At 67.0% G+C, this 25,742-nt stretch carries 27 protein-coding genes and 1 tRNA gene; 19 read left to right on the top strand and 9 right to left on the bottom strand.

The genetic code is table 11. The features are described from left to right. Positions 1 to 12: 12 nt before the first annotated feature. Complete coding sequence (locus Q8L83_RS17020; RefSeq protein WP_305289090.1) at positions 13 to 384, top strand: hypothetical protein; 372 nt, start codon at positions 13 to 15, stop codon at positions 382 to 384. 29 nt (positions 385 to 413) lie between these two features. Here the strand turns inward: Q8L83_RS17020 and Q8L83_RS17015 are convergent, their stop codons facing one another. The 3 genes from Q8L83_RS17015 to Q8L83_RS17005 all read right to left on the bottom strand — a co-directional run bounded on the left by Q8L83_RS17015 (position 414) and on the right by Q8L83_RS17005 (position 4,162). Further along, positions 414 to 1,220 carry a hypothetical protein gene (locus Q8L83_RS17015; RefSeq protein ID WP_305289088.1) on the bottom strand — a complete coding sequence of 269 codons (807 nt, stop codon included), beginning with the start codon at positions 1,218 to 1,220 and terminating at the stop codon, positions 414 to 416. Positions 1,221 to 1,327: 107 nt separating this feature from the next. Next, positions 1,328 to 2,200, bottom strand: a complete 873-nt coding sequence (locus tag Q8L83_RS17010; RefSeq protein ID WP_305289087.1) for a MoxR family ATPase — start codon at positions 2,198 to 2,200, stop codon at positions 1,328 to 1,330. A 147-nt stretch (positions 2,201 to 2,347) separates the two neighbouring features. Next, complete coding sequence (locus Q8L83_RS17005) at positions 2,348 to 4,162, bottom strand: tetratricopeptide repeat protein (protein WP_305289085.1); 1,815 nt, start codon at positions 4,160 to 4,162, stop codon at positions 2,348 to 2,350. Between the two features lie 197 nt (positions 4,163 to 4,359). Here Q8L83_RS17005 and flbT point away from each other — a divergent pair, with 197 nt between their 5' ends. The 11 genes from flbT to Q8L83_RS16950 all read left to right on the top strand — a co-directional run bounded on the left by flbT (position 4,360) and on the right by Q8L83_RS16950 (position 14,549). Continuing rightward, complete coding sequence (gene flbT / locus Q8L83_RS17000; protein ID WP_305289083.1) at positions 4,360 to 4,785, top strand: flagellar biosynthesis repressor FlbT; 426 nt, start codon at positions 4,360 to 4,362, stop codon at positions 4,783 to 4,785. Further along, complete coding sequence (flaF, locus tag Q8L83_RS16995) at positions 4,745 to 5,110, top strand: flagellar biosynthesis regulator FlaF (RefSeq protein WP_305289081.1); 366 nt, start codon at positions 4,745 to 4,747, stop codon at positions 5,108 to 5,110. The genes flbT and flaF overlap by 41 nt, the downstream gene beginning before the upstream one ends. 351 nt (positions 5,111 to 5,461) lie before the next feature. Beyond that, complete coding sequence (locus Q8L83_RS16990) at positions 5,462 to 6,295, top strand: flagellin (protein WP_305289079.1); 834 nt, start codon at positions 5,462 to 5,464, stop codon at positions 6,293 to 6,295. 297 nt (positions 6,296 to 6,592) lie between these two features. Then, the gene (locus Q8L83_RS16985; protein WP_305289077.1) at positions 6,593 to 7,420 is read left to right on the top strand and encodes a flagellin; all 828 of its coding nucleotides are present in this window, start codon (positions 6,593 to 6,595) and stop codon (positions 7,418 to 7,420) included. A gap of 249 nt (positions 7,421 to 7,669) precedes the next feature. Beyond that, entirely contained in the window at positions 7,670 to 7,834 is a 165-nt protein-coding gene (locus Q8L83_RS16980) for a flagellar protein FlaG (protein ID WP_305289075.1), read from the top strand. 189 nt (positions 7,835 to 8,023) lie between these two features. Next, positions 8,024 to 8,854, top strand: coding sequence for a flagellin (locus tag Q8L83_RS16975; protein WP_305289073.1), 831 nt, complete (start codon positions 8,024 to 8,026; stop codon positions 8,852 to 8,854). Positions 8,855 to 9,004: 150 nt separating this feature from the next. Continuing rightward, complete coding sequence (locus Q8L83_RS16970) at positions 9,005 to 11,794, top strand: hypothetical protein (RefSeq protein WP_305289071.1); 2,790 nt, start codon at positions 9,005 to 9,007, stop codon at positions 11,792 to 11,794. 148 nt (positions 11,795 to 11,942) lie between these two features. Continuing rightward, positions 11,943 to 12,638, top strand: coding sequence for a hypothetical protein (locus Q8L83_RS16965; protein WP_305289069.1), 696 nt, complete (start codon positions 11,943 to 11,945; stop codon positions 12,636 to 12,638). A 39-nt stretch (positions 12,639 to 12,677) separates the two neighbouring features. Then, entirely contained in the window at positions 12,678 to 13,061 is a 384-nt protein-coding gene (locus tag Q8L83_RS16960; RefSeq protein WP_304714754.1) for a hypothetical protein, read from the top strand. Between the two features lie 132 nt (positions 13,062 to 13,193). Beyond that, complete coding sequence (ssb, locus tag Q8L83_RS16955; protein ID WP_305289065.1) at positions 13,194 to 13,667, top strand: single-stranded DNA-binding protein; 474 nt, start codon at positions 13,194 to 13,196, stop codon at positions 13,665 to 13,667. Positions 13,668 to 13,859: 192 nt separating this feature from the next. Then, a complete protein-coding gene (locus tag Q8L83_RS16950; protein ID WP_305289063.1) occupies positions 13,860 to 14,549 on the top strand; it encodes an alternative oxidase in 690 nt (229 codons plus the stop codon). Positions 14,550 to 14,631: 82 nt separating this feature from the next. Here Q8L83_RS16950 and Q8L83_RS16945 read toward each other — a convergent pair whose 3' ends face one another. Both Q8L83_RS16945 and Q8L83_RS16940 read right to left on the bottom strand, forming a co-directional pair. Then, positions 14,632 to 15,084, bottom strand: a complete 453-nt coding sequence (locus Q8L83_RS16945) for a DUF3617 family protein (protein ID WP_305289062.1) — start codon at positions 15,082 to 15,084, stop codon at positions 14,632 to 14,634. Between the two features lie 89 nt (positions 15,085 to 15,173). Beyond that, on the bottom strand, positions 15,174 to 15,701 hold the full coding sequence (locus Q8L83_RS16940; protein WP_305289061.1) for a superoxide dismutase family protein: 528 nt from the start codon (positions 15,699 to 15,701) through the stop codon (positions 15,174 to 15,176). A 223-nt stretch (positions 15,702 to 15,924) separates the two neighbouring features. On the opposite strand from Q8L83_RS16940, the gene gyrA reads away from it, so the two are divergent. The 4 genes from gyrA to Q8L83_RS16920 all read left to right on the top strand — a co-directional run bounded on the left by gyrA (position 15,925) and on the right by Q8L83_RS16920 (position 20,560). Further along, complete coding sequence (gene gyrA / locus Q8L83_RS16935) at positions 15,925 to 18,603, top strand: DNA gyrase subunit A (protein ID WP_370868411.1); 2,679 nt, start codon at positions 15,925 to 15,927, stop codon at positions 18,601 to 18,603. Between the two features lie 62 nt (positions 18,604 to 18,665). Then, a complete protein-coding gene (gene coaD, locus Q8L83_RS16930) occupies positions 18,666 to 19,157 on the top strand; it encodes a pantetheine-phosphate adenylyltransferase (RefSeq protein ID WP_305289058.1) in 492 nt (163 codons plus the stop codon). A 75-nt stretch (positions 19,158 to 19,232) separates the two neighbouring features. Then, positions 19,233 to 20,099: a peptidylprolyl isomerase gene (locus Q8L83_RS16925; RefSeq protein ID WP_305289056.1), complete on the top strand. Its 867-nt coding sequence runs from the start codon at positions 19,233 to 19,235 to the stop codon at positions 20,097 to 20,099. Continuing rightward, the gene (locus tag Q8L83_RS16920; RefSeq protein ID WP_305289054.1) at positions 20,099 to 20,560 is read left to right on the top strand and encodes a peptidylprolyl isomerase; all 462 of its coding nucleotides are present in this window, start codon (positions 20,099 to 20,101) and stop codon (positions 20,558 to 20,560) included. Before Q8L83_RS16925 ends, Q8L83_RS16920 begins: the two co-directional genes overlap by 1 nt. A gap of 26 nt (positions 20,561 to 20,586) precedes the next feature. On the opposite strand, the gene Q8L83_RS16915 is transcribed toward Q8L83_RS16920, so the two are convergent. Then, positions 20,587 to 21,582 (bottom strand): endonuclease/exonuclease/phosphatase family protein, encoded by a 996-nt coding sequence (locus tag Q8L83_RS16915; protein ID WP_305289052.1) that lies wholly within the window; start codon positions 21,580 to 21,582, stop codon positions 20,587 to 20,589. Between the two features lie 65 nt (positions 21,583 to 21,647). On the opposite strand from Q8L83_RS16915, the gene queA reads away from it, so the two are divergent. After that, complete coding sequence (gene queA, locus Q8L83_RS16910; RefSeq protein ID WP_305289050.1) at positions 21,648 to 22,724, top strand: tRNA preQ1(34) S-adenosylmethionine ribosyltransferase-isomerase QueA; 1,077 nt, start codon at positions 21,648 to 21,650, stop codon at positions 22,722 to 22,724. Further along, the gene (gene tgt / locus Q8L83_RS16905) at positions 22,724 to 23,839 is read left to right on the top strand and encodes a tRNA guanosine(34) transglycosylase Tgt (protein WP_305289048.1); all 1,116 of its coding nucleotides are present in this window, start codon (positions 22,724 to 22,726) and stop codon (positions 23,837 to 23,839) included. The genes queA and tgt overlap by 1 nt, the downstream gene beginning before the upstream one ends. Here the strand turns inward: tgt and Q8L83_RS16900 are convergent. Beyond that, positions 23,824 to 24,417: a hypothetical protein gene (locus Q8L83_RS16900; protein WP_305289046.1), complete on the bottom strand. Its 594-nt coding sequence runs from the start codon at positions 24,415 to 24,417 to the stop codon at positions 23,824 to 23,826. The genes tgt and Q8L83_RS16900 overlap by 16 nt on opposite strands. A gap of 117 nt (positions 24,418 to 24,534) precedes the next feature. On the opposite strand from Q8L83_RS16900, the gene Q8L83_RS16895 reads away from it, so the two are divergent. After that, positions 24,535 to 24,609, top strand: a tRNA-Lys gene (locus Q8L83_RS16895). Between the two features lie 39 nt (positions 24,610 to 24,648). Here Q8L83_RS16895 and Q8L83_RS16890 read toward each other — a convergent pair. Next, positions 24,649 to 25,098 (bottom strand): copper chaperone PCu(A)C, encoded by a 450-nt coding sequence (locus Q8L83_RS16890; protein ID WP_305289044.1) that lies wholly within the window; start codon positions 25,096 to 25,098, stop codon positions 24,649 to 24,651. Further along, positions 25,095 to 25,742 (bottom strand): PepSY domain-containing protein (locus Q8L83_RS16885; RefSeq protein WP_305289042.1); only part of this gene is annotated, 648 nt, incomplete at its 5' end. The genes Q8L83_RS16890 and Q8L83_RS16885, both read right to left, overlap by 4 nt.

The following is a 25,742-nucleotide window of genomic DNA, read 5'->3' as shown; positions in this document are numbered from 1 at the left end:
TCGAGGTCTTCCATGACCCTATCGCGGATTGTCATGCGGCTCGCCCGCAACCCCGGCACCGAGTTCGCCGGCGGCGACGACCATCGGGGCTACGCCCTGACGGCCCCGCTCACCGCTGACGGCTATCTTGATGATGAGGCCTACGCCAAGTCCCGCGCCGAATGCGTGGTCCGACGGTTTGCGCCGGACGAAGACGCCGTGGACGGTCGCCTGGCCAAGCGCCGGGACCATTGGTTCTTCGACTATGACAGCGACGACACCGAGGATGACGAGCCGCTCCATCGCCTGGGCGAGCATCGCTTCGCGGTCGGCGAATATGTGACGGTGACGGATGAAGACGGCCGGCCGCTGACCTACAAGGTCATGGAAGTCCAACCGGCCTGAAGCGAGCCGGCGGGGCGGGCTTTCGGGTCCTAAACCCCGCCGTTCTCGCGGACGAGCTTCTGGACGTCCTTGAGACTTTCGTCGTCTGCTTCGGCCGTGGCGGAGGTGACGATGGCCACGGTCAGGGGACCGGTTTTGGGGCCCCCGGCCTCAAGGCCGACATAGGCCGCGCCATGCGGGCGGGGCTCGCCAGCCAGGATGTAGGTGGCCCGCACCCCCCGCTTTTCCCGCACCAGGGCTTCGCCTTTCAGGCGCACTTCGCGATAGATCTTGACCGTCGCCCCGTCGTCCGAGGCGTTGATCGACACCGGTCCAATACGGACGTTGGCGCTTTCATTCTGGGCGTCGATCTTCAGTCCCGGCAGATTGATGCTGACGGAGTCGTCCTGCGCCTGAATGCGCGAGTCGCCCACGTCCACCCGGGCGGCGCCTGATCCGGTGTCGGCCGAATTCGAAACGTCGCCCCCTGCATCGGCTTGGGCTTCAGCTACCGCCTGCGCCGCCAGGGCTGCGCTTTCCTCAGCCTCGGCGCCCGTGGCGCTCGGCGTGGCGTCCGCCGTCTCCGCCGGCAGGGCGGCGGCCAGTTCGGTCTCCAGCATGGCCAGAGTGGCGCGCGCATCGCCGACGACGTCGATCAGCCGAAGCTCGACCTCGGCCCCGTCGGCCATGCGATAGCGGCAGGACCGTCCATCAGCCGCCGCTTCGATGCGGTCGAGGGAGCCTGATTGTTCAGGGCAGTTCAGGCGACCGGTCGTGGCCGCCGACTCCGGGCGCTGGGCGCAGGCCGGCAGGGCCAGAACCAAGCCCATCGCGGCGATTGTCAGGGTGGAATTCATCGTCAGCAGTCCCCGTACACCTTCGCCGTGACGGTGTACGGGCGCGCCTGCATCGTCGAGTGAATTCGCCGTAAGCCCCGAAGCGCAGAGCTTCGGGGCAGGGGCGACTATTGACCGGGGCGCGAGCCGCCGGCGCCTTCGCGACGGGCCAGGAAGGCCAGGCGTTCGAAGAGGTGGACGTCCTGTTCGTTCTTGAGCAGGGCGCCGTGCAGGGGCGGGATCAGCTTCGTGGGATCGCGTTCCTTGAGCGACTCCGCGTCGATGTCCTCGACCATGAGCAGCTTCAGCCAGTCGAGCAGCTCAGACGTCGAGGGCTTCTTCTTCAGGCCCGGCACCTTGCGCATGTCGTAGAAGATGCGCAGCGCCTCGGCGACCAGCTTCTGCTTGATTCCGGGATAGTGGACCTCGACGATCTGGTTCATCGTGGCGGCGTCTGGGAAGCGGATGTAGTGGAAGAAGCAGCGGCGCAGGAAGGCGTCCGGCAGCTCCTTCTCGTTGTTCGAGGTGATGATCACGATGGGGCGGATCGCCGCCTTGATGGTCTCGTTGGTCTCGTAGACATAGAATTCCATCCGATCGAGCTCCTGCAGGAGGTCGTTGGGGAATTCGATGTCGGCCTTGTCGATCTCGTCGATCAGCAGGACGGGGCGCTTGGGGGCGTCGAAGGCTTCCCAGAGCTTGCCCTTCTTGATGTAGTTCTTGACGTCCTTGACCCGCTCGTCGCCCAGCTGGCTGTCGCGCAGGCGGGTGACGGCGTCGTATTCGTAGAGGCCCTGGTGGGCCTTGGTGGTCGACTTGACGTGCCAGGTGATCAGTTCGGCGTCGAGCGCCTTGGCGATCTCATAGGCCAGCACGGTCTTGCCGGTGCCGGGCTCGCCCTTGATCAGCAGGGGACGTTCCAGCGCGACGGCCGCGTTGACGGCGACCTTCAGATCCTCGGTGGCGACATAATCGTCTGTGCCTTCGAAACGCTCGGCCATATGAGCTCCCAATATGTGCGGGTTAAAGGAGTCCCGCATTCGAACAAATGTTTCAACTGACGCCAACCTAAAGGGCGGCGCGGGACATTCAAGCGGCTTGAGCGTTCGCGGCGGCTTCGTCGGGGTTGGCGCAGCCTGCTGCCCGCGTCAGGGCGGGGGCGCCCGACGCAACTGCGGGCCGCCCGGCTCGGCCAGGGCCTGCGCCATCTGGCCCAGCATGGGCGCCCAATCGCCCAGGGCCGGGGCCGTGAAGACCCGCATCTGCGGATACCAGGGATAGTGGTCGCTTCCCAGGCGCGGCCAGGCGCCGGGCGCCGAGGCCACCCAGGCGCTGGCCCCGCAGGCGCCGGCCAGGTTCACCGTGGCGTTGGGAAAGCCGATCACCAGATCGAGGGCGCAGGTGAGGGCGGCGATGTCGTCCAGATCCTGCTTCAGGTCGATCCCGGGCGGCGTCCAGATCTCCACGCCCATATCCCGGCGGGCCTGCTCCAGCTCTGCGGCGCAATCGCCGTACTGCAGGTTGACGAAGGTGACGCCCGGCGTCGCCAGCACGTCGCGCCACGCCTCGAAGGCGGAGAAGTAGCGGCGGCGCGCGCTGGTCATCAGGGCGCTCTTCCAAAGCAGGCCGACCTTGAGACCCGCAGGCGCGGCGTCAAGCACCTGGCGCCAGTGGGCGATGCGCTCGGGCGCGGCCTTCAGATAACCAGGCTGGGCAGGGAAGGAGTCGACAGATGGCCGGAACCTGCGGAGCAGGGACCCCAGAGGCGCAACGAGTTCGGGCGGACGCGCCTCGTCCAGGAAGGGCGCGACGCGGATCGAGCGGCCGGCCACATCATAGGTCGCATGGGCGCCGACCTCCGCCTGCGGGAAACTGCGCTGAAACAGCGGGACAAGCCGCTTCTCAACCGCGAGGATCAGGCGTCCGGCAGGACCCAAGGCTGCGATCAGGTCGGGGATCAGATTGGCGAACATGACTTCGTCGCCCAGGCCCTGTTCGGCGAACACCAGCAGGCTGCGGCCGTTCAGATCGGTTTCGGGCGTCCAGGGCGCGCCTGGCGCCTGGCAATGCGTGCTGTTGGCGAACAGCGGATGCAGGCGGGCCTCGTAGTCGTCCCAGCCTTCGGCCGTACGACCTAGCTCCAGCAGCGCCGTCGAGCGGGACAGGCGCATCATCAGGCGCTCATCTTCGGCGCTCACGCCGGCCAGGGCCACGTCACAGTCGGCGAGGGCGCCGGCGGCGTCGCCGAGCGACAGCCGGACATTGCCGCGGTTGTACTGCGCCTTGGGGAAGTTCGGCTGCAGGCGCAGCGCCTCGTCATAGAAGAGGCGCGCGGTCGCCAGGTCGCCCTGTTCGGTCACGATGGTGCCCATGGTGTTCCAGGGCATGGCCATCTCGGGGTGAGCCTCGATGGCCGGGCGCAGCACAGCTATGGCTTCCTCGGCGCGGTCCTGGTCGCGGATCGCGCAGGCCAGATTGTTGGCGCCTTCGGGGTGGTTGGGCTTGGCCGCCAGGAAGTGCCGGAACAGCTTTTCGGCCTCGACCTTCATTCCCATTCGGAAAGCCAGTCGACCGAGGTCGTTGGCCACGTCGGCCTGATTGGGCAGGAGGGCCAGGGCCGACTGGTAGCAGGTGATGGAGTTGACGAAGTCGCCGGCGCGTTCGCGGGCGATGGCCAGCAGGTACCAGGCGAACCCGTTGCGTTCGTCGTGCTCCAGGGCCTGGATGGCGAGCTTGCCGCCGGTCTCGTGATCTTCGGCCTCCAGGGCGGCGACCGCGCGACGCAGGATGGGCTCGATGGAAAGGGCCCTGAGTTCGCCGATGGCGGCGTTCAGCTGGCGCAGCGCGTCCTTGGAACCAGCCACTCCCATGGCGTCCGCCGCCGCAGCAGCGTTGGCTGGCCGGATATCCGCAGCAGACAGAGCGATGGCCGATGTGTCGCTGATGCGGCCTGGACGACTCATCCCGCCTCCATTTCTTGCGTGATCGGGGTCATGCTTCAGGCCAGTATGGTTACTTCTTGCTTAAACGCGGCCTTGCGCCGCAGGGCTGGCAAGGTGTCATTAACGGTCGCCGCATAGCTTAGGCTCGTCCAGACGGTTCCGGATTCGGAGCTGCATTGGGTCTGTCGCGTGGGGCGCGTCTTTCGGGGGTCGAGCATTTGCCGCTCAAGCTGTCGCTGAAACCGGGCGAGAAGTTCGTTCTGAACGGCGCTGTCGTTCAAAACGGCGATCGCCGGGGAACCCTGGTGCTCCAGAACAAGGCCTCCGTGCTGCGTGAGAAAGACATCATGCAGCAGGACGAGGTCACCACGCCGGCCCGTCGGGTCTATTTTCCCGTCATGATGATGTACCTCGATGAGGTTGGTTCCGACCGCTACTACGACGAGTTCGTGCGGCGTCTGACCGAATTCATGGGTGCGGTGCGAAACCCCACGATCCTGGCTGAGTGTGTGGCCATCTCGAAGCACATCATGACGCGCGAATTCTACAAGGCGCTCATGCTGTGCCGGAAGCTCATCGATTACGAAGACGAGGTGCTGGGTAATGTCCCTTCGAGCCTACCAACAGGCGGCCCAGAGAGCTGAGTCGCCGCGCGAGGCGGAGTACCGTCTCTTTGCGCAGGTGACCCGGGCTCTTATCGAGGCGTCCAAGGCCGATCCGTTCGACTTCGGCGTCCGCGCCGATGCGCTGGATTGGAACCGTCGCCTGTGGATGGCGCTCGGGGAGGATTGCGCCCATGTGGACAACAAGCTGCCGGAGTCTCTGCGCGCGCAACTGATCTCCCTCAGCATCTGGGTCCAGAAGCACACCAGTCTGGTCATCCGCCGGGAGGACGACTTCGAAGCTCTGATCGACGTCAATCGGACCATCATGCAGGGGCTCTCCCCCTCGGCGGCCGAGGCCGCCTGAGGCGCGCAAGCCGCCTCAGACGAACACCAGATGGAATTCAGAGGGCTCGGCGTTTCGCCGGGCCCTTTTCCTTTGCGCCCGAGCATCCTGCGCCCGCTATCCTGCATCCGCCGCATCTTGCCGACCCGGCAGATTTGACTCGGCTAAATCTGCCGTTGTGCCCCGGGGTGGGCGACATGTTTCGCCGCGGCATGGTTTTTGGCGTCTGAAATAACGCGGTGAATCAGGGGTTTACCGCAATGGCCTCGGAGGCGCGGCCTTGGCGCGCGGCTTGCGATGTGTCCTGCGAGCCAAGAACGGCTCACTGGCGAAAAATCGCCGGATACCCGACCAGAATGGAAGGACAAGGCCATGCCGATGAATTCGGTCAACACCAATGTCGGCGCCATGGTGGCGCTTCAAAACCTCAACAAGACCAACACGGATCTCAACACCACCCAGAGCCGCATCAACACCGGTCTGAAAGTCGCCAGCGCGAAGGACAACGGCGCCATCTGGGCCATCGCCCAGAACCAGCGTTCCGACTCCGGCGCCCTGAACGCCGTCAAGGAATCCCTGTCCCGTTCCGTTTCCACCGTGGATGTGGCCCTTTCGGCGGGTGAGAGCGTCTCCGATCTGCTCCTGCAGATGAAGGAAAAGGCTCTGGCGGCCGCCGATACGACCCTCGACACCGCCAGCCGCGTGGCCCTGAACGATGACTTCAAGGCCCTGCGGGACCAGATCACCAAGGTGGTCGACAACGCCGAGTTCAACGGCGCCAACATGATCAAGGCCACGACCCCGACGACGGTGGCGGCTCTCGCCAGCGCTGACGGTCAGAACAAGATCACGGTGGCTGCTCAAAACCTGGCGCTCGCGGGCGGCAATGTGACGGTCGCTGCGGCCAGCACGATCGGTACGGTGACCTCGGCCTCGGCGATGATTGCGACGATCAACACGTCGATCGCCAATGTCTCGGCCGCCCTGTCCAAGCTGGGCACGGGCTCCAAGGCGCTTTCGTCGCACCTGGAGTTTGTCGGCAAGCTGCAGGACTCGATCGACGCCGGCGTGGGTAACCTGGTCGACGCCGACCTGGCCAAGGAGAGCGCCAAGCTCCAGTCGCTGCAGACCAAGCAGCAGCTGGGCATCCAGGCTCTGTCCATCGCCAACCAGTCGTCGGGCACGGTGCTGTCGCTCTTCCGTTAACGTCTTGAAGCCGGGCGGCGCATGGTCGTCGCCCGGCAGACTTTTCACCGGGCAGGCTCCGCCCGGCGATTTTTGCCGGGTGCGGCTAGGCAGATATTTCCGGGCGTTTTGGCGCCCGGCAGGTTCTGCCGGGCCAAAACGTGCCTAATGGACCTATAACCCAACGAATCCAGAAACTTGCGAGCTTGGCTCCGGCCGGTGCGACTTGGCGCGCCTGTTGCTGCCCTTTGGTTTGGGCAAAACGCCCACGGCGGTCAAAACGACGGCCGGTTTCCTTAAGAACAAGGACCAAGGCGCATGAATAGCGTTAATACCAATGTCGGGGCCATGGTCGCCCTGCAGAACCTCAACAAGACCTCCAGCGACCTGAGCACCGTTCAATCCCGGATCAACACGGGCCTGAAGGTCGCCAGCGCCAAGGACAACGGCGCCATCTGGGCCATCGCCCAGAACCAGCGTTCGGAGTCGGGCGCCCTTAACGCCGTCAAGGAAAGCCTTTCGCGTTCGATTTCGACCGTGGATGTCGCCCTTTCGGCCGGCGAGAGCATCTCCGACACCCTTCTGCAAATGAAGGAAAAGGCGCTCGCCGCCTCTGACACCACTCTGGACACCGCCAGCCGCACGGCCCTGAACGAGGACTTCAAGGCCCTGCGCGACCAGCTGACCAAGGTGGTCGACAACGCCGAGTTCAACGGCGCCAACATGATCAAGGCCACGACGCCCACCACGGTGGCGGCTCTCGCCAGCGCGGACGGTCAGAACAAGATCACGGTGGCCGCTCAGAACCTCGCCCTTGGCGGTGGCAATGTGACGGTGGCCGCGACCTCGTCGATCGGCACCCAGACCACGGCCGCGGCGATGATCGCCACGATCAACACCTCGATCGCCAACGTGTCTTCGGCCCTGTCGAAGCTGGGTACGGGCTCCAAGGCCCTGGCCTCGCACGCCGAGTTCGTCGGCAAGCTGCAGGACACGATCGACGCCGGTGTGGGTAACCTCGTCGACGCCGATCTGGCCAAGGAAAGCGCCCGTCTCCAGTCGCTGCAGACCAAGCAGCAGCTGGGCATTCAGGCTCTGTCCATCGCCAACAGCTCCAGCTCCACCCTGCTGGGCCTGTTCCGCTAACTGAAGTTCTGACCTCGGCGCTGGTCGCCGGGGTCAGGCGCGGCGGGCGGGGAGGGCGACCTTCCCGCCAACCGTGTCCTCCAAGAGGGAGGCCGGCGACAGAAACGTCCCGGCTCATGCGAAATGGAAAACAGAGTGGCGGCAGTTGCGGCCACGAACAGCGTCAGCTTCGAACGGTCTGCGCCGAATGCGCCGCCCCAGAAGCGCGAAGCTGCTCCAAGGCCTGCTCCCAGATCGGATCTGGCGGATGTGCGTCTGATCATCGAGGAAAACGACGAGGCCGGCGCCTATGTCTACAAGACAGTGGACCGCCGGACGGGCGAGGTGATCTCGCAGATCCCCCGCGAAGAGGTCCTCAAGATGAAAGAGCGCCCCGACTACGACGTCGGCGATCTGGTCAGCACCGTGGCCTGAGCCCCCGGTCCGCCCCGCCGGACCTGAAGAAGATGAGTCCTTTCAACCGTCTCGGCGCGCCGTGGCGGCCGCTGGCGTTTGGGCGTTAACCATCTAGACACCATGATTCCATAGCCTGCATCTCGAACAGCAACCCGCGACTCGCCCCAGGAGGCGAGACGGGTGGCGGACGATGAAGGAGGTCCGAGCATGGCGATCAGCGTTCACACCAATAAGTCGGCGTTGGTCGCACTGCAGAATCTGAACAAGACCAACGACGAACTGTCGAATGTTCAGAATCGGATCAACACTGGCCTGCGGATCGGTAACGCCAAGGACAACGCCTCGGTCTGGTCGATCGCCCAGGGCCAGCGGGCCGATATCGGCGCCCTCGGCGCCGTCAAGATGAGCCTCAACCGGGCCCAATCCATCTCCGAAGTCTCCATGGCCGCCGGCGAGTCGGTTTCCGATCTGCTGGTGCAGCTGAAGGAGAAGGTGGTTTCGGCCATGGACACCTCGCTGGACACCTCGTCCCGCGTGGCCCTCGACTCAGACTTCAAGTCGATCCTACGCCAGATCACCCAGGTGATCGAAAACTCGGAATTCGACGGCGCCAACATCCTGGACGGCTCGGTGGCCGGCTCGATCCGCTTCCTGGCCAACGCCGACGCCAACGCCTACATCACGCTCTCGACCCAGAACATGTCCCTGGGCGGCGGCATCATCACCATGGCCTCTACGGCCTCGATCACCACCAGCACTCTGGCGTCGGGGATCCTCGCCCAGCTGGACGCCTCCATCACCAATGTGAACCAGTCCCTGGGCAGCCTCGGCGCTCAGGCCAAGCAGATCGAAGCCCATAACAAGTTCGTCGACAAGCTGACCGACGTGCTGACCGCCGGGGTCGGAAATCTGGTCGATGCGGACCTGGCCAAGGAGAGCGCCAGGCTGCAGGCCCTTCAGGTGCAGCAGCAGCTCGGCGCCCAGGCGCTGTCAATCGCCAACCAGGCGCCGCAGGTCATCCTATCGCTGTTCCAGTAGATATTGAGGTTCGTAGACTCGACGGGGCGTCGTGAAGGCCTGGGGCGTATCGGTGCTCCGGGCCTTTTTATTTAGCGCAGCTTAACGGCCTGTAAGCCCTCGGGTCCGATGATGCATGGGCAGGCATAGGGCCTGCATGAGGGGGCGGCTGTGATTGGGTTCGATTCCAATCTGCTGATGAACTACTACCAGGCCAAGCGCGGCGGGGTCGGGGGCGGTTCGGCCTCTTCGTCCGGCGGCGGGGTCGCCCAGAAGTACGCCCCAACAGCGCCCTGGTCGGCGCAGGCGACGCCGATCGATTCCTCGGCCCTGCTCAAGACCGCCCTGCAGGGGGGGCGGATCATCAACGAGTCCGCCGCGACCCTCGACCTGTCCGGCGCCAGCTCTGACTACAAGAAACTCTTCGCCCTCTATCAGGGCCTCGGCACGCTGACCGCGCTGGCCGAGAAGATGAACACCAAGAATCTCACCAGCTTCGACACGAACCGGATCACCACCGCCTTCTCCAAGGGCCTGGCCGAGCTGAGCAGCTATGTGGACGCCGCCAAGTTCGACAGCGTGCGTCTTGGCCTCGCCGAGGTGGCCGACACCGCCCGGGCGAAGGTCGGGATCTCGCGCGGCAAGAGCGAATATGTGACTGCGCCGCTGGTCTCGGGCACGGCCAGCAGCCCTGTGCCGGCCTTCCAGGGCGAGGTGAAGTTCAATATCGCGATCAAGCAGATCAATACGAACATCAATATCGCGATCGATCTGTCGGACATGGGGACGCAGACGCGCACGCTCCCCAATGTGATCAATCACATCAACTCCAAGCTGGAAGCCGCTGGAGTTACGACACGTTTCGCCCAGGAGCGCATTCCGGGTGAGGAGCGGAGCTATACGTCCGCCGGGCGGGTCATCAAGCTGCAGCCCGCGCCCGATCAGTGGGCGATGAAGATCAAGACCGACATCACCGAACAGGTGACCTTCACGGCTGTGGACACCGCCCCGGCGATCTACATGACCCAGAAGGTCGGCGACCCCAACCCGGACGGTAAGGCTGACACCGCCGACGGCGTCCAGACCAACCAGCTGCTGAAATTCCAGACCGAGACCGGCGTGGTCGATGCGCCCCTGCAGGGCGCCGGCGAGGCGCACTGGGTCGAAGGCCGCATCTTCGCCAAGCCCCTTGAGGGCGCGATCGAGACGGTGCGCGCCACCCAGGTGGGACCGGACGGCGCGGTCTATGTGCTGGCCGACATCACGGGCGATCTGTCGGGCCAGTCGATCAAGGGCGAGCGCGACGTGGCGCTGCTGAAGTACGATTCGGCCGGCAAGCTGCTCTATTCCCGTGTCCTGGGCGCTTCGGACGACGCCAAGGGTCTGGCCCTTGCGGTCTCGGCGGACGGCCAGGTGGCTGTCGCAGGCTCGGTCACCGGCCAGTTGAACGGCGCCGTGGATGGTCCGTTGAATTCCGGCTCCTCACCCGCCCTGGCCGAACTGAGCGACAGCTTCGTCACGGTGTTCAACGACAAGGGCGAGGAAGTCTGGACCGCCCGCCGCGGCTCGCGGCAGGAGGACGAGGCGACCCACATCGCCTTCGGGGCCAATGGCGAGGTCTATGTGTCCGGGCGTTCGAAGACGTCCATGCCTGGCGCGACGGCCCTGGGCGGCACGGACTCCTACATCCAGGGCTTCGGCCTCAACGCCAAGGGCGAGCCGGAGTCGCTTTTCACCCAATCCTTCGGCACCGCCTTCAACGACAAGCCGGCTGGACTGGTGGTCGATGGCGACGCCCTGGTCACGGCGAGCGTTGAGAATGGCCGCGCCGTCGTGCGGCGCTTCGATATCTCCAGCGGCGCCCCGGTGCAGGTGGCTCAGCGCGATCTCGGCGACCTGCAAGGCGGAACGATTACGGGCCTGGCCCTCGACAACGGCAATCTCGTGATCGCGGGCTCGACCCGCAACGCCGCCCTGGACGCCGGGACCGTGACCCGCGCCCATGCCGGCGGCATTGACGCCTTCGCCGCTCAGATTTCGGCCGGTCTTACCGCCGGCCCCGCCGACGCCGTCGCCTATTATGGCGGGGCGGGCGATGACAAGGCCGCGGGGCTCGCCGTCTCTGGCGGGCAGGTCTGGCTGACCGGCGAGGCGGGCGCTGCGGATCTGCCCGGCCAAGCCGCCAAGGGCAAGGCCGACGGTTTCCTGGCTCGCCTGGACGTGGCCGCCGGCGACGTGGTCTGGTCACAGCGATTTACAGGCAAGGACGGGTTCGCGACGCCCGGCTCGATCGCCATCGGCGAACAGGGCGCCAGCGTCCTCGATCGGCTGGGTCTGCCGACGGGGCAACTGACCTTCAAGGATTCGTCCAACCTGACCGCCGTGAGCGGCCTGCGGGCGGGCGATGAATTCAACATCAGCGCCAATGGCGGGCGGCCGAAGACGGTGACCATCGCCGTCGATGAAACGCTCGAGAGCCTGATGCTCAAGATCCGCCGGGCGACCGGTTTCCAGGTCAAGGTCGACACGGCCGTCACCGATGGCGTCCGCCGCCTGCAGATCAAGCCGCTCAACGAGCGGTCGATCATCGAGCTGACGCCCGGCAAGGATGGCAAGGACGCCCTGCGCGTCCTCGGTCTTTCCGAGGGCGTGGTCCGCGCCACCAAGCTGGAGGACGGCAAGACGATCTCGGCCGATGGCAAGGGCGACTTCTATGGCCTGGGCCTGCACTCGCGGCTGAATCTCAACACGCCCGAGCAGATCCGTCACGCCATCGCGGAATTGACCCAGGCCCAAGGGGTGATCCGCAAGATCTATACGGCCCTGCGTGACGCCGCGACCCCGAAGAGCGTGCTGGCCCAGCGGGAGGCGGCCGCGGCCATTGGCAAGGCGCCGGCCTATATGACCAACCAGATCGCCAATTATCAGGCCGCCCTCGACCGGTTGACCGGCGGCGGGTGACGACCGTCTTGCCACGGTCACAGGCCCGGTCTAGAGCCGGGGCCTGAAGGATCGCGCAGCCATGGCTGGCGCACCACTGATCGGATTTAATCGAGGCGCAGGGCGCTCCGATGTGATCTCTGGCAGGACCCCCCGTGCGCGAGGCCCCATGGATTTCCTGAACGACCGTCGAATTGTGCTGGCTCTGGTGGGCGGCGCGCTCGCCCTGTTGGCCGGGATGGGGATCGCCGCCGGGCTGTTGGCGCGGGGCGGCGACGCCACGCCGGATGCGCCGCCGGCCTCCCAGGGCGGCCTGGTGGTGGAGACGACCGACCTCGACGAGGGCCGACTGGACCCCGCTCGACCCCTGCGGTGCTTCGTAAGCGGGCAGTTCGTCGGCGAGGTGACCCTGAGCGAATGCGCCGAGCGCAATGGCGTGGCCACGGGCGCGCTGGACGTCGGCGTGGATGAAACCGGCGCCCTGGCCGCCGCCGATGAGGCGGGCACGGTCCTGACGCCCCTGCCGCCGCCGGTCGAGACCGCGGCGGCTCCGGCGCCTGGCCCGGTTGAAGGCGTGACGGCCCCCAGCCTGCCGAGCCAGGTGGCCCAGCCGGCGCCGGCCGGCGCATGCTGGCGCTATGCCGGCGCGGAATGGCGTCGCCTGCCGGGCGACCTGACCCTCGACTCCTGCGTCCAGACCCTGTTCGCCGGCCGCTGCGAACCGGCGGGGTCAGCCACCTATGGCCGCTGGATGCAACAGACCCTTCGCCTGGTGCCAGGTCGGGTCGAGGTCTCGGCGGATAATCGTCGTTTCCGCACCCTGGCCGATCAGACCAGTGGTTGCGCGATCAACCCGGTCGGCTGACGCCTCGCCCTGGCCACGAACGCGGTGTAGGATTTGCCGATGTTGAGAACTGTGATCCTGCTCGGCGCCTGCGCCCTGGCGCTCGCCGCCTGCCAGAAGCGGACCCTGCCGCCGGGGGACCGCGAGATCTGCTATCAGGTCGTGCGCGAGGATGGGGAGCTGAAATACAACAAGCTGCCGGGCACCCAGCCGGACCTGGAGAACTGCGCCGCGGCGCTTGAGGCGATCCGCGTGAGGTTCCTGCAGATGGGCGGTTCGACCCGGACCATGGTCGGCGCCTATCAGGGCAACTTCATCTTCCTGCAGCGGGAGGGCATCTTTACGTCTCCCTCGATGGAGCAGAATCGGTATCTGGCCCTGGTTCGCACGGGCGATGGCCGGCTGGCCATTCCCGGCGCCATGCCACGCGCGCCGGCCCCCTGACCGTCACAGGTCTGAGAACACAGGCGGAACATCTGATTGATCGCGCCGCGTCGCAGGGCTAGCCTGGGCGTTGGCTCCGATTTCCATTCTCACGGCACTTCCCAATCTCTTTTTGACTTCAAGGACATCGACATGGCGGGCAGCGTCAACAAGGTCATTCTGGTCGGCAATCTGGGCGCAGACCCCGAGGTCCGCGCGCTTTCCTCCGGCGATCGGGTGGCCAACCTGCGGGTCGCCACCTCCGAAACCTGGCGCGACCGTTCGTCGGGCGAGCGTAAGGAACGCACCGAGTGGCACCGGGTGGTGATCTTCAACGAGAACCTGGTGAAGGTGGCCGAGAGCTATCTGCGCAAGGGCTCGAAGGTCTATATCGAAGGCGCCATCCAGACCCGCAAATGGACCGACCAGAGCGGCGTCGAGAAGTACTCCACCGAGATCGTCCTGCAGAAGTTCCGCGGCGAGCTGACCATGCTCGATGGTCGCGGCGGTGACGGCGACGAGGGTGGCGGCTCTGGCGGCGGCTTCTCCTCAAGCGGCCCGCGCAGCCAGCCCTCTGGTCCGCGCGAGGACTTCTCCGCAGATCTGGACGACGAAATTCCGTTCTGATCCGAGGCCCCGCGGCGCTCGCAGCTTCATGGCCAGTCCCTTCGGGGGCTGGCCATTTTCGTTGGCTCCTGCGTCACCGCGCCCCTCCGGGCGGCTACCTAGGGAGAGGTGCGGAATTTAGGTGAGACGGGCAGGGGCCTATGCCTTGGCCATCGGATGAACGCTCCGCCGGGGCGCACAAGGATGACCGCCATGACCGCCCCTCTCGTCGACCTCTCGGTTCACCACGCCCCGCGCGGCGTCTCGGACAGGGTGGCCTTCGGCTTCACCAAGGTCCTGCGCTTCTGCGCCGACACCTTCTTCGCCAAGCGCTATGGCCACCGGGCTGTTGTGCTGGAGACCGTGGCCGCGGTGCCGGGCATGGTCGGCGCCACCATCAACCACCTGACCTGCCTGCGCCGCATGTGCGACGACAAGGGCTGGATCAAGACCCTGATGGACGAGGCCGAGAACGAGCGGATGCACCTGATGACCTTCATCGAGGTGGCCAAGCCGACCCTGTTCGAGCGCTTCGTTATCGTCGCCGTCCAGTGGGTCTTCTATCTGGCCTTCTTCGCCCTCTACCTGGTCTCGGCCAAAACCGCCCACCGGGTGGTCGGCTATTTCGAGGAAGAGGCGGTGATCAGCTACACCCACTATCTGGCCGAGCTGGATGAAGGGCGTTCGCCCAACCTGCCGGCGCCGGCCATCGCCCTGAAGTATTGGGACCTGCCCGCGACCGCGACCCTGCGCGATGTGGTCCTGGTGGTCCGCGCCGACGAGGCCCACCACCGCGACGTCAACCACGGCTTCGCCAACGAACTGGGCGGCCTGCCCGTCGGCGAGGTGGCGCCTTGCCCGCCCCACCGTGAGCTGCAACCGACCTGGAAGACCGCGGCCTGAGCCTGGTCGCCATCGACAATAGGAAAGAGGGCGACGCTGCTGGCGCCGCCCTCTTCTTTTGTTGCTGCGCGCGAAGGCGTCCTCAGTCTGACGCGGTGGCGTCCTTGGGCGGGCAGACGTCGCTGATCCGCCGCGCCTCCGTGCTCGCCCGGCCGGACACCGGGATGCCGGCGAAGGTGGTGGCGATATTGGCCGTCAGATTGAAGCTCGTGGCCGTGAACGCGCCTTCGCCAGACACCGCCACCTGACGGCCCTTCTTGCTGACGCAGGTGCCCTTCAACAGGATCTTGCCGCCAGCGAACGAGCGGGTCGGATAGGTGCAGGTGTAGTGCCGGTTGCTCGGCCCCATCATGAACTTCTCCACGTCTGCCGGGGTGAGGCAGCGCTTCTCCACGTCGGTCGTCCGGATCGGGGAGAGCATCCGGTTGGTGCTCTCCCAATAGCCGGGCAGGATCGCCTGGGCGGCCGAGGCCGGCCCGGCGATCACCGTCACGAAGGCCATCGGGGCCAGGAGCATGGGGATAAGACGCTTCATTCTAGCCTTCCTGAAAGACGTTCAGAACGTCCTCTAAGGGGTTGAACCTGAACAGAAGCTGTCCGCGGCGCCCGGCTCGGTCGCCCCGTTCAGCTCCCAATGACGGCGCAGGCCACCCGGGCGCCGGCCCCGCCGATCGGCTGGGTCATGTGGTCGTCGGGGGCGGCATGGATGACAATCGCCGAGCCATCGTCATCCTGCAGCGCGGCGCGACCGCCCTGGCCATCAAGCGACACATAGGTGGAGAAGACCTCGGCCGCACCCACGCCATCGGCGCCGACGAAGAGATTGGGCAGATCGCCGGACTCGTTGGCGTCCGGGTTCAGCAGGCCGTGCACCATGCTGGCCTCGGTGTGCACATGCCCGCCGGCCGAGGTGAAATCGGATTTGGAGCAGTCGCCCTTTTCGTGGAAGTGCAGGCCGTGCCAGCCCGGGGTCAGGCCCTTGACCTCCACCCGCATGACCACGCCCTTGGGGGCTTCGGTCAGAGTGGCCGAGCCGACCATCTGGCCTTCGTTGCCTTTCAGATCGGCCTTCACCGACTGGCCGAGATCGGCGGCCTGGGCGGCGAGGCCGCTGAGGGCCAGGAGCGCGATGGAGGAGACGAGGCGTTTCATCAGGGGGACCTTCCTTTGACGCAGGACGCGATGCAGGCCGAGGCGACGTTGGCTCAGCCATTCAGGAATGCTAACACCTGAATTCGCGTTTTGTGTCCGATTCTGACGGTTTTTCCCCGCTTTGACTGACGATCTTCATAACCCACCGGATGATGGCCGGCGCGGGGGCATCGCCCCTATCGCCATCGAGGACGAGCTGAAGCGCTCGTATCTCGACTACGCCATGAGCGTCATTGTCAGCCGCGCGCTGCCCGACGCCCGCGACGGGCTCAAGCCGGTTCACCGCCGCATCCTGTTCTCGATGAGCGAGCAGGGTCATACGCCGGACCGCAGCTATGTGAAGTCGGCCCGCGTCGTCGGTGACGTCATGGGTAAATACCACCCGCACGGGGACTCCGCGATCTACATGACGCTGGTGCGGCTGGCCCAGCCCTTCTCGATGGGGCTGCTGCTGATCGACGGCCAGGGCAATTTCGGATCGGTGGACAACGATCCGCCGGCCGCCATGCGCTACACCGAATGCCGCCTGACCAAGGCGTCCATGTCGGTCCTGGCCGACCTCGACAAGGACACGGTCGACTTCAAGCCCAACTATGACGGCTCCGAGCACGAGCCGGCCGTCCTGCCGTCGCGTATCCCCAACCTGCTGGTCAACGGCGCCGGCGGCATCGCCGTGGGCATGGCGACCAATATTCCGCCGCACAATCTGGGCGAGGTGATCGACGCCTGCCTGGCCTATGTGGACGATCCCACCATCGGGCTCGAGGAACTGGCCGATATCGTGCCGGGGCCGGACTTCCCGACCGGCGGCGAGATCATGGGCCGGGCCGCGTCGCGCCAGGCCATGCTCACCGGCCGCGCGTCCGTCGTCACTCGCGGCAAAGCCTCGATCGAGGAGATTCGCAAGGATCGCGAAGCCGTCCTGATCACGGCGCTGCCCTATCAGGTCAACAAGGCCGCCCTGGTGGAGCGGATCGCCGAGCTGGTCCGCGACAAGCGGATCGAGGGCGTGGCCGACCTGCGCGACGAGAGCGACCGCGACGGCATGCGTGTGGTGGTCGAGCTCAAGCGCGACGCCTCGGGCGAGGTGGTGCTGAACCAGCTCTATCGTTTCACGCCGCTGCAATCGTCCTTCCCCGTCAACATGCTGGCCCTGGACCGCGGGCGGCCGCGGGAAATGAACCTGCGCGACCTGATCGTCGCCTTCGTGGACTTCCGCGAAGAGGTCGTGGTCCGGCGCACCAAGTTCGAACTGTCCAAGGCCCGTGATCGCGGTCACGTCCTGGTCGGCCTGGCCATCGCCGTGGCCAATATCGACGAGGTCATCCATATCATCCGCTCGTCCAAGGACCCGGCTGAGGCGCGCGAGCGCCTGACCGCGCGGGCCTGGCCGGCTGGGGACATGATGCCCCTGGTGGACCTGATCGCAGACCCGCGCACCGTGCTGGTGGAGGGCCATCAGATCCGCCTGACCGAGGAGCAATCCCGGGCCATCCTGGCGCTGACTCTCTCGCGCCTGACGGGCCTTGGCCGGGATGAAATCTTCGGCGAAGCCAACCAGCTGGCCAGCGCCATTCAGGGCTACCTCGAGATTCTCGCCTCGCGGGAAAAGGTCATGGGGATCGTTCGTGAGGAGCTGGTGGAGGTGAAGACCGCCTTCGCCGTCCCGCGTCGCACGGAGATCCTCGAGGGCGGCGGCGACATGGACGATGAGGACCTCATCGCCCGCGAAGACATGGTCATCGCCGTCACCCATTCGGGCTATGTGAAGCGCACGCCGCTCGCCACCTATCGCACCCAGCATCGGGGCGGGAAGGGGCGTTCGGGGATGTCCATGAAGGACGAGGACGTGGTCACCCGTGTGTTCTCGGCCAACACCCACACGCCCGTGCTGTTCTTCTCGTCCGGCGGCAAGGTCTACAAGCTGAAGGTGTGGCGCCTGCCGGTGGGCGCGCCGAACTCTCGCGGCAAGGCCTTCGTCAACCTGCTGCCCATCGAACAGGGCGAGGCGATCACCACCATCCTGCCGCTGCCCGAGGACGAGAGCAGCTGGGATCAGTACGACGTCATGTTCGCCACGCGCTCGGGCAATGTCCGGCGCAACAAGCTGTCGGACTTCGTGCAGATCAACCGCAACGGCAAGATCGCCATGAAGCTGGACGAGGGCGACGCCATCATCGGCGTGGCTGTCTGTCAGGCCGACCAGGACGTCCTGCTGACCACCTCGGCCGGCCGCTGCATCCGGTTCTCGGTGGGCGAGGTCCGCGTTTTCGCCAGCCGCGACTCCACCGGCGTGCGCGGCGTGCGCCTGGGCGAGGGCGACAGCGTCATCTCCATGGCCATCCTGCGCTCGGTGGACGCCACGCCGGCCGAACGCAGCGCCTATCTGCGTCACGCCAACGCCATCCGCGCGGCCGCCTCCGGCGAGGCTGAAGAGGCTGTCGCGCCCGAGGTCATCGAGGACGAAGAGATTGACGGCGCAGATGTCAGCCTGCCCGTCGAACGCATCGCCGCGCTCGGCGCGGCCGAGGAGTTCATCCTCACCGTATCCTCCGAGGGCTTTGGCAAGCGCAGCTCGGCTTACGACTTCCGTCGCACCGGCCGCGGCGGCCAGGGCCTGATCGCCCAGGATCTCACCAAGCGCGGCGGCAGCCTGACGGCCTCCTTCCCGGTCGAGGACGGGGACGAGATTCTGCTGGTCACCGACCAGGGTCAGCTGATCCGCACGCCGGTGAGCCAGGTCCGCATCGCCGGCCGAAACACCCAGGGCGTGACCATCTTCCGCACCGCGGCGGATGAGCACGTGGTCTCGGTGGAGCGTCTGGCGGAGGGCTCCGAAGGCGCAGCGCCTGAGAGCGATGAGGGCGACGGAGAAGATCCGGGCGCCGCCAGCGCCGATTAGGTCTTGCAATCGGTTGGCAGGGCGGCGAAAGCCGAACCAATTAGAACACGGGGAAGCGTCGTATGACCCGCATCGGGCTCTATCCGGGCACCTTCGATCCGATCACCAACGGCCATTCCGACATCATGGGTCGGGCGGTGAAGCTGGTGGACAAGCTGGTGATCGGCGTGGCCATCAACGCCGGCAAGGGGCCGATGTTCTCCCTCGAAGAGCGGGTGGAGATCATCAAGGCCGAGACCGCGCCGCTGTCCACGTCCATCGAGATCGACGTCCAGCCCTATGAGGGCCTGACTCTGCAGTTCGCCCGCCAGATCGGCGCCACCATGATCATCCGCGGGCTCCGCGCGGTGGCGGACTTCGAATACGAATTCCAGATGACGGCCATGAACCAGCAGCTCGATCGTGAGATCGAGACCGTGTTCCTGATGGCCGACCCCCGCCACCAGGCCATCGCCTCGCGACTGGTCAAGGAGATCGCCACCCTGGGCGGCGAAGTGGGCAAGTTCGTCAGCCCGCGGGTCAAGGAGGCCCTGTTGGCGAAGGTCCGCGGCTGATGCCGATGGGCAGGGCGCCGGGATACGGCGCCGACGGGCTGGCGGTCGAGGCCTTCGCCTATTACGAGTGATCCCATGATCCGCATCTCTCTGATCGCCGCCCTCGCGCTCGCGACGGCGGCCACGCCGGCCTTGGCGCAACGCGCCGCCTCGCCGGCCCAGGCGCCATCCCTTGGCGCACCTTCCGCCCAGGACTGGCGCACGCCCAATCCTGACGACGTCATGGTGATCGACACCAACAAGGGCGTGGTCTTCGTCGAGCTGTCGCCCGCGATTGCGCCCACCCACGTGGAACGGATCAAGACTCTGACCCGTCAGGGCTTCTATGACGGCCGCAGCTTCTTCCGCGTCATCGACGTCTTCATGGCCCAGACCGGCGATCCGCTCGACAGCGGGGCCGGCGGCTCGGAGCTGCCCGACATGACGGCGGAGTTCACCTTCCGCCGCGGGGCGTCTGACCCGTTCGTGGTCGTCTCGGACTCCGGCAGCAGCCAGACCGGCTTTGTCGGCGTCGTGCCGGTGATGACCCAGAGCCCGATGCTGATGGCCATGACCGCCGACAACAAGATCACGGCCTGGCCGCTGTTCTGCCCGGGCGTGGCCGGCATGGCCCGCGGTTCGGAGGAAAACTCCGCCAACAGCCAGTTCTTCCTGATGCGCCAGGCCTATCCTTCGCTGGAGCGGCGGTACACGGGTTTCGGCCGCGTCGTCGCCGGCCTGGAGGTCGTGCGCGCGCTCAAGGTCGGCGAGCCGGTGAGCCCGCCGCAGGACGTGATGGTCCGCGCCCGTATGCTGGCCGATATTCCCGGGGCCGTAAGGCCGACCCTGCGCGTTGTTGACACCGCAGGCCCCTGGTTCGCCGCCCAGGTGGCGCAGATGCGCGCCGAAGACGGGGCCGATTTCTCGGCCTGTAATCTCAAAATCCCCTCCGAGGTAAAGTGATGGATTCCGAAAACACCCTGATCATGACGCTGGAAGCCGGCCCGGTGACCATTCGCCTGCGCCCCGACCTGGCGCCTGGCCATGTGGCCCGCATCAAGGAACTGGCCCGCGAGGGCTTCTATGACGGCGTCGTCTTCCACCGGGTCATTCCGGGCTTCATGGCCCAGGGCGGCGACCCGACCGGCACGGGATCGGGCGGTTCGGACAAGCCGAACCTCAAGGCCGAGTTCAACCCCGAACCCCACGTCCGCGGCGTCTGCTCCATGGCTCGCACCGCCGTGCCGGACTCGGCCAACAGCCAGTTCTTCATCTGCTTCGACGACGCCCGCTTCCTGGATGGCCAGTACACCGTCTGGGGCGAAGTGACCGAAGGCATGGAGCTTATCGACGCCCTGCCCAAGGGCGAGCCGCCGCGCAGCCCGGGCAAGATCGTCTCCATGAAGGTCGCCGCCGACGCTTGAAGCGCCCGCTCTCTCCCGGTCGGCGTTTAGTCGGCCGGGGGCAGCGCCAGGGTCACCACGACCGGGAAGTGGTCCGACCCGAGGGGCGGCCCACGCTCCGCGCTCACCGTCACCCAGTCCGATCCCGCATAGACGTGGTCGATGGCCAGGAAGGGCAGGGGCATGTGGATATTCCAGCGCGAAAAGGCCATGGCCGGCCAGCTCAGCATGGCCTGGTTGCGCCGGATCAGCCCCAGGGCCTCGTCCTGCCGCCTCAGGGTGAAGGACCAGGGCGTCGAATTGAAATCCCCCGCAATGATCAGCCGCTCGCGATCGTAGAGCTGCGCCATCGTCGTCAGGCGCAGACTCTGCTGCTGCTGAGGTCCGGCGGGTATGGGCCAGGTGTAGTGAGCGCCGATCACCGTGAAGTCGCCCCCGGGCGCGGCGAAGGTCGCGCGGGTCGCCGGAAAGAATGATCCCTCGCTGACCCTGGGCAGGCCCGCCGAGATCGGCGCAACCTTGCTGTAGATGATGACTTCGCAGTGATCATCGGGATCGCAGGTGCGGTGGTAGGCGCCGCGCGACTCCAGCGCCCGCTGGAACCGGCGGCTGGCCTCTTCCACCACGATGATGTCCGGGTCCTGGGCGACGATCCAGTCAGCGGTCTCGGCCATCGTCTGGTTGCGGCCGCTCCAGCTGTTGATCTGGATGAGCTTGATCTGTTGGAGGCTCGCCGTCTCGCCCTCGGCGGCATGGCCAGTCTTTCGAAACACCTCGGGCAGGATCAGCAGGCCGGCCAGGCAGATGGCGAGCGCCGCCATGCCCAGGGTGAAGCGTCTCAGCCGGGTGGGCGGGGTCAGGGCGGCGAACACGGCCGCGGCTATGGCGACGACGATGAACACCACGGCGAAATGGGTGGCGATATCCAGGGTGTCGCTGAACCGACCGCCCTGGGCGGTCAGCATGGCCAGGGCCGCCAGCACGGCCAGCGCCGCGGCGACGTCTTCGAGAATGCGCGTGATGACGACTCGGATCAGGCCCATGGACACGCCTCTATCATGAGCCCGAGCTTGACGCGCGGGGTCTCGCATGGCCTGACGCGGGTCCCATGAAGACTGCCGATTTCGACTTCGACCTGCCCGACAGCGCCATCGCCCTGCGCCCGGCCCAACCCAGGGATTCGGCGCGGATGCTGCGGGTGACGCCGGGCCAGCCCTTGGCCGACCTGCGCGTACGCGACCTGCCCGGCGAACTGCGCGCCGGCGACATCCTGGTGCTGAACGACACCCGGGTGATTCCGGCGCGGCTGAGCGGCCACCGCACCCGGGGCGAGAGCGTCGTCGCCGTCGAGGCCACCCTTCACAAGCGGACCGCCCCGGACCGCTGGAGCGCCTTCATGCGGCCGGGCAAGCGCCTGGCGCCCGGCGACCGGGTGAGCTTCGGTGAGACTGAGGACCGCGCCTGTCTGCTGGGCGCCCTCGACGCCACCGTGGTCGAGAAGGGCGAGGGGGGCGAAATCCTGCTGGCCTTCGATCTGGCCGGCCCTGCGCTGGACGAGGCGATCAAGGCCCGGGGCGCCATGCCGCTGCCGCCCTATATCGCCGCCAAGCGGCCCGAGGACGAACAGGACCAGACCGACTATCAGACCATCTATGCGGAGACCGACGGCTCGGTGGCCGCCCCCACGGCGGGCCTGCATTTCACCCCTGAGCTGATGACGCGGCTGGCGGAGGCCGGCGTCGAGACCTGCTTCGTCACCCTGCACGTGGGGGCCGGCACGTTCCTGCCGGTCAAGGTGGACGACATAGCCAGCCACCGGATGCACGCCGAGTTCGGGGAGGTGAGCGCCGAGACGGCCGTGCGGCTCAACCGCGTCCGGGCCGCGGGCGGGCGCATCATCTGCGTCGGCACCACCTCGCTTCGGCTGGTGGAGAGCGCCACGGCTGAGGACGGCGTGGTCCGGCCCTTCGCCGACGATACGGCCATCTTCATCACGCCCGGCTATCGCTTCCGGGCGGCCGACGGGCTGATGACCAATTTCCACCTGCCGCGCTCGACCCTGTTCATGCTGGTCAGCGCGTTCTCTGGGCTGCAGACGATGCGCGACGCCTACGCCCACGCCATCGCCGAGGGTTACCGCTTCTATTCCTATGGCGACGCCAGCCTGCTCTGGAGAGCCCACTGATGGCCGCCTTTCCCTTCGAGATCGCCGCCACCGATGGCGCCGCCCGCACCGGCGTGCTGAAGACCGCCCGCGGCGATATCCGTACGCCGGCCTTCATGCCGGTCGGCACGGCCGCGACGGTGAAGGCGCTGACCGTGGACCAGGTGGCGTCGACGGGCGCCGACATCATCCTGGGCAACACCTATCACCTGATGCTGCGCCCCGGCGCCGAGCGGGTGTCGCGCCTGGGCGGCCTGCACCGCTTCATGCGCTGGGAAAAGCCGATCCTCACCGATTCCGGCGGCTTCCAGGTGATGTCGCTCTCCAACATCGCCAAGGTGACCGAGGAGGCTGTGACCTTCGCCAGCCACATCGACGGCTCGCGTCATGTGCTCTCGCCCGAGCGGTCGGTGGAGATCCAGGCCGACCTGCTGGGTTCCGACATCGTCATGCAGTTGGACGAGTGCGTCGCCTGGCCGGCGGAAGAAGGCCGCGCGGCCGAGGCTCTGCGCCTGTCAGCCCGCTGGGGCGCGCGCTGCAAGGCGGCATTTGGCGAGCGCGAGCATCAGGCCCTGTTCGGCATCCAGCAGGGCTCGACGATCGAGGCCCTGCGGCGGGAGTCGGCCGAGCGTCTGGTGGAGATCGGCTTCGACGGCTACGCCATCGGCGGCCTGGCCGTGGGCGAGGGCCATGAGGCCATGTGCGAGGTGCTGGACTATGCGCCGGGCCTGCTGCCCGCCGACCGGCCGCGCTATCTGATGGGGGTGGGCAAGCCCATCGACCTGGTCGAGGCCGTCGCCCGCGGGGTGGACATGTTCGACTGCGTCCTGCCGACCCGCTCGGGCCGCCATGGCCAAGCCTGGACCTGGAATGGACCGATCAATCTGAAGAACGCGCGCTTCGCCGAGGACGACACGCCGCTCGACGAGACCTCGTCCTGCCCCGCCAGCAGGACCTATTCCAAAGCCTATCTGCACCACCTAGTGAAGGCCGAGGAAATCCTCGGTCAGGTGCTGCTGTCCTGGCACAACATCGCCCATTTCCAGGCCCTGACGACCGCCATGCGCACAGCCATCGCCGAGGGGCGGTTCGAGGCCTTCCGTCGCGATTTCCGCAGCGCTCAGCGCACGGGATAGCGGGGGCGCAGCTCCTGCTGGATCACCGGGGGCTTTTCGCGCCCGTGATTGGGCGTCGCCGGCGGGTTGCAGCCGCGGGCCTCGCCCAGACCCTTCAGATAGGCCCGGCGAACACCGCCTGCGACGATGGCGCTTTGCACGGTCTTGTCGTGCCGCTCGGCCCCGCTGAGCTGCCGCACCCAGCCCCGGAAGGGAATCACGTCCTGGGCCAGGCCGGCCACGGCGCCGAGCGCGGTGTTGCGCCCCTGGTCGAGCAGGTCGTCCTCATCGACGGCCTCTTCGTCCAGATCGGCGCCCAGGGCCTGGCTCAACGGCCGGATCTCGGCGATCAGGCTCTCGCAGGTGGCCGGATAGGGCCGCCGATAGGGATCGGCCTGGGCCTCCAGCAGAACCGACGGGATCTTGGTGCGCAGCACATTGACGTCCCGCAGGGGCGAGACGACCGCGCCCTGCACGCTTTCGCGATTGGCCTGGGACGAGGTCTGGATGCGGGGCGAGCCATCGGCCCTGGTCGTGGTGCAGCCGGCGGTCGCCAGGGCTGCGGCGGCGAGGAGGGCGAAACTGAGGGTACGGGACATATCCCCATCCTACGCGCCCCAGATCGGCGCAGGAAGGCCAAGCCTCACTTGCCCGAGTCGGACCTGCGCCCTATGGTCCGCCCCCTTCGACCCGGCGTCCACCTTGCGCCGCGTCATGGGCCGGTAGCTCAGTGGTAGAGCATTCGACTTTTAATCGAATGGTCGTGGGTTCGACCCCCACCCGGCCTACCAATTCCCGCGTCCCCCGTTGCGAGGGACGCGGCGGCGACCTCAGTGCGCCATGCCGTGGGGCGCCGAGCGGATCTGGGCCGTCACGGTGGCTGGCGGCGCCTTTTCGAAGGTCAGGGTCAGGGGCAGTTCGCCGCCTTCGTCCAGGGCGCCCGTGGGGCCCATCAGCATCAGGTGCTCGGCGCCGGGCTTGAGCGCCGTGGTTTCGCCGGCGGGCAGGGGCAGGCCGTCGGGCAGCTCACGCATCCGCATGACGCCGCCATCCATGCTCATGGTGTGGATCTCGACCCGCTGACCCGCGGGGCTTTCAACGCTGACCAGCCGATCGTCTGCCGCGGAGGCCAGGGTCACATAGCAGCCCACCGCCGGCGCGCCGGCCGCGGCGGGTCTGCACCAGGCGTCGCTGGCGGTCACGGCCGGCTCGGCCTGAGGCTGCGGGCTGCAGGCGGCCAGCAGGGCGAGGGGGGCGATCAACAGGGCGACAGGTTTCATGGACGGGCTCCTGAGGAGGGGGCGGCTGGCCGTAGGGTCAGACGCTGGAGGATGAGGTCGATGGCCACGGCAAGAATGAGCGAGGCGCCGACCAGGGGAAAGATCCGGGCCAGCGGCGTCACCACCGCGGCCAACACCATGTAGCGCCGCCGGCCGACTGGCCGGGGCGGGACGCCGATGCGTCCCTTGGGCCGCCTGATCCACCACATGGCCAGGCCGCTGATGGCCAGGATCCAGATGGAGACACAGCCCGCCAGCATGATCCAACGATTGAGCGGGCCATACTGTCGGCCCTGGTGGGTGGCGACGCCCCATTCGATGGCCTGGGCCGCCGGTGCGAAGTCGCCATAGCCGATGTCGGCCACCACCTGACCGGTCGGATCGATATAGAGCGTCCGCTGCTGCTCGGCCTTGGCCGCCATATGCGTCACGCTCCAGGCCAGGGCTGGATCGTCGGAAAGGGCGACGCTGAAGGGCCGGGGCAGGCCGTGGGCGAGGGCGGTTCGGACCGCGGCATCCAGGGTGGCGGCGCGGTCCACCGGCGCCGGGGACGCGGCGTGGCCGAGGTGTTCGCCCTGAAGCGCCCATGGCGCGGCGCCGTGGGCGGCGTGCGCGGCGGCCGGGCCGGGCGTCCAGGCGCCGGC

The sequence above is a fragment of the Phenylobacterium sp. genome (assembly GCF_030680185.1).
GTDB lineage: Bacteria > Pseudomonadota > Alphaproteobacteria > Caulobacterales > Caulobacteraceae > Phenylobacterium.
Note: the sequence above shows the minus strand (reverse complement) of the source record. Positions and strands in the feature narration are given on the sequence as shown.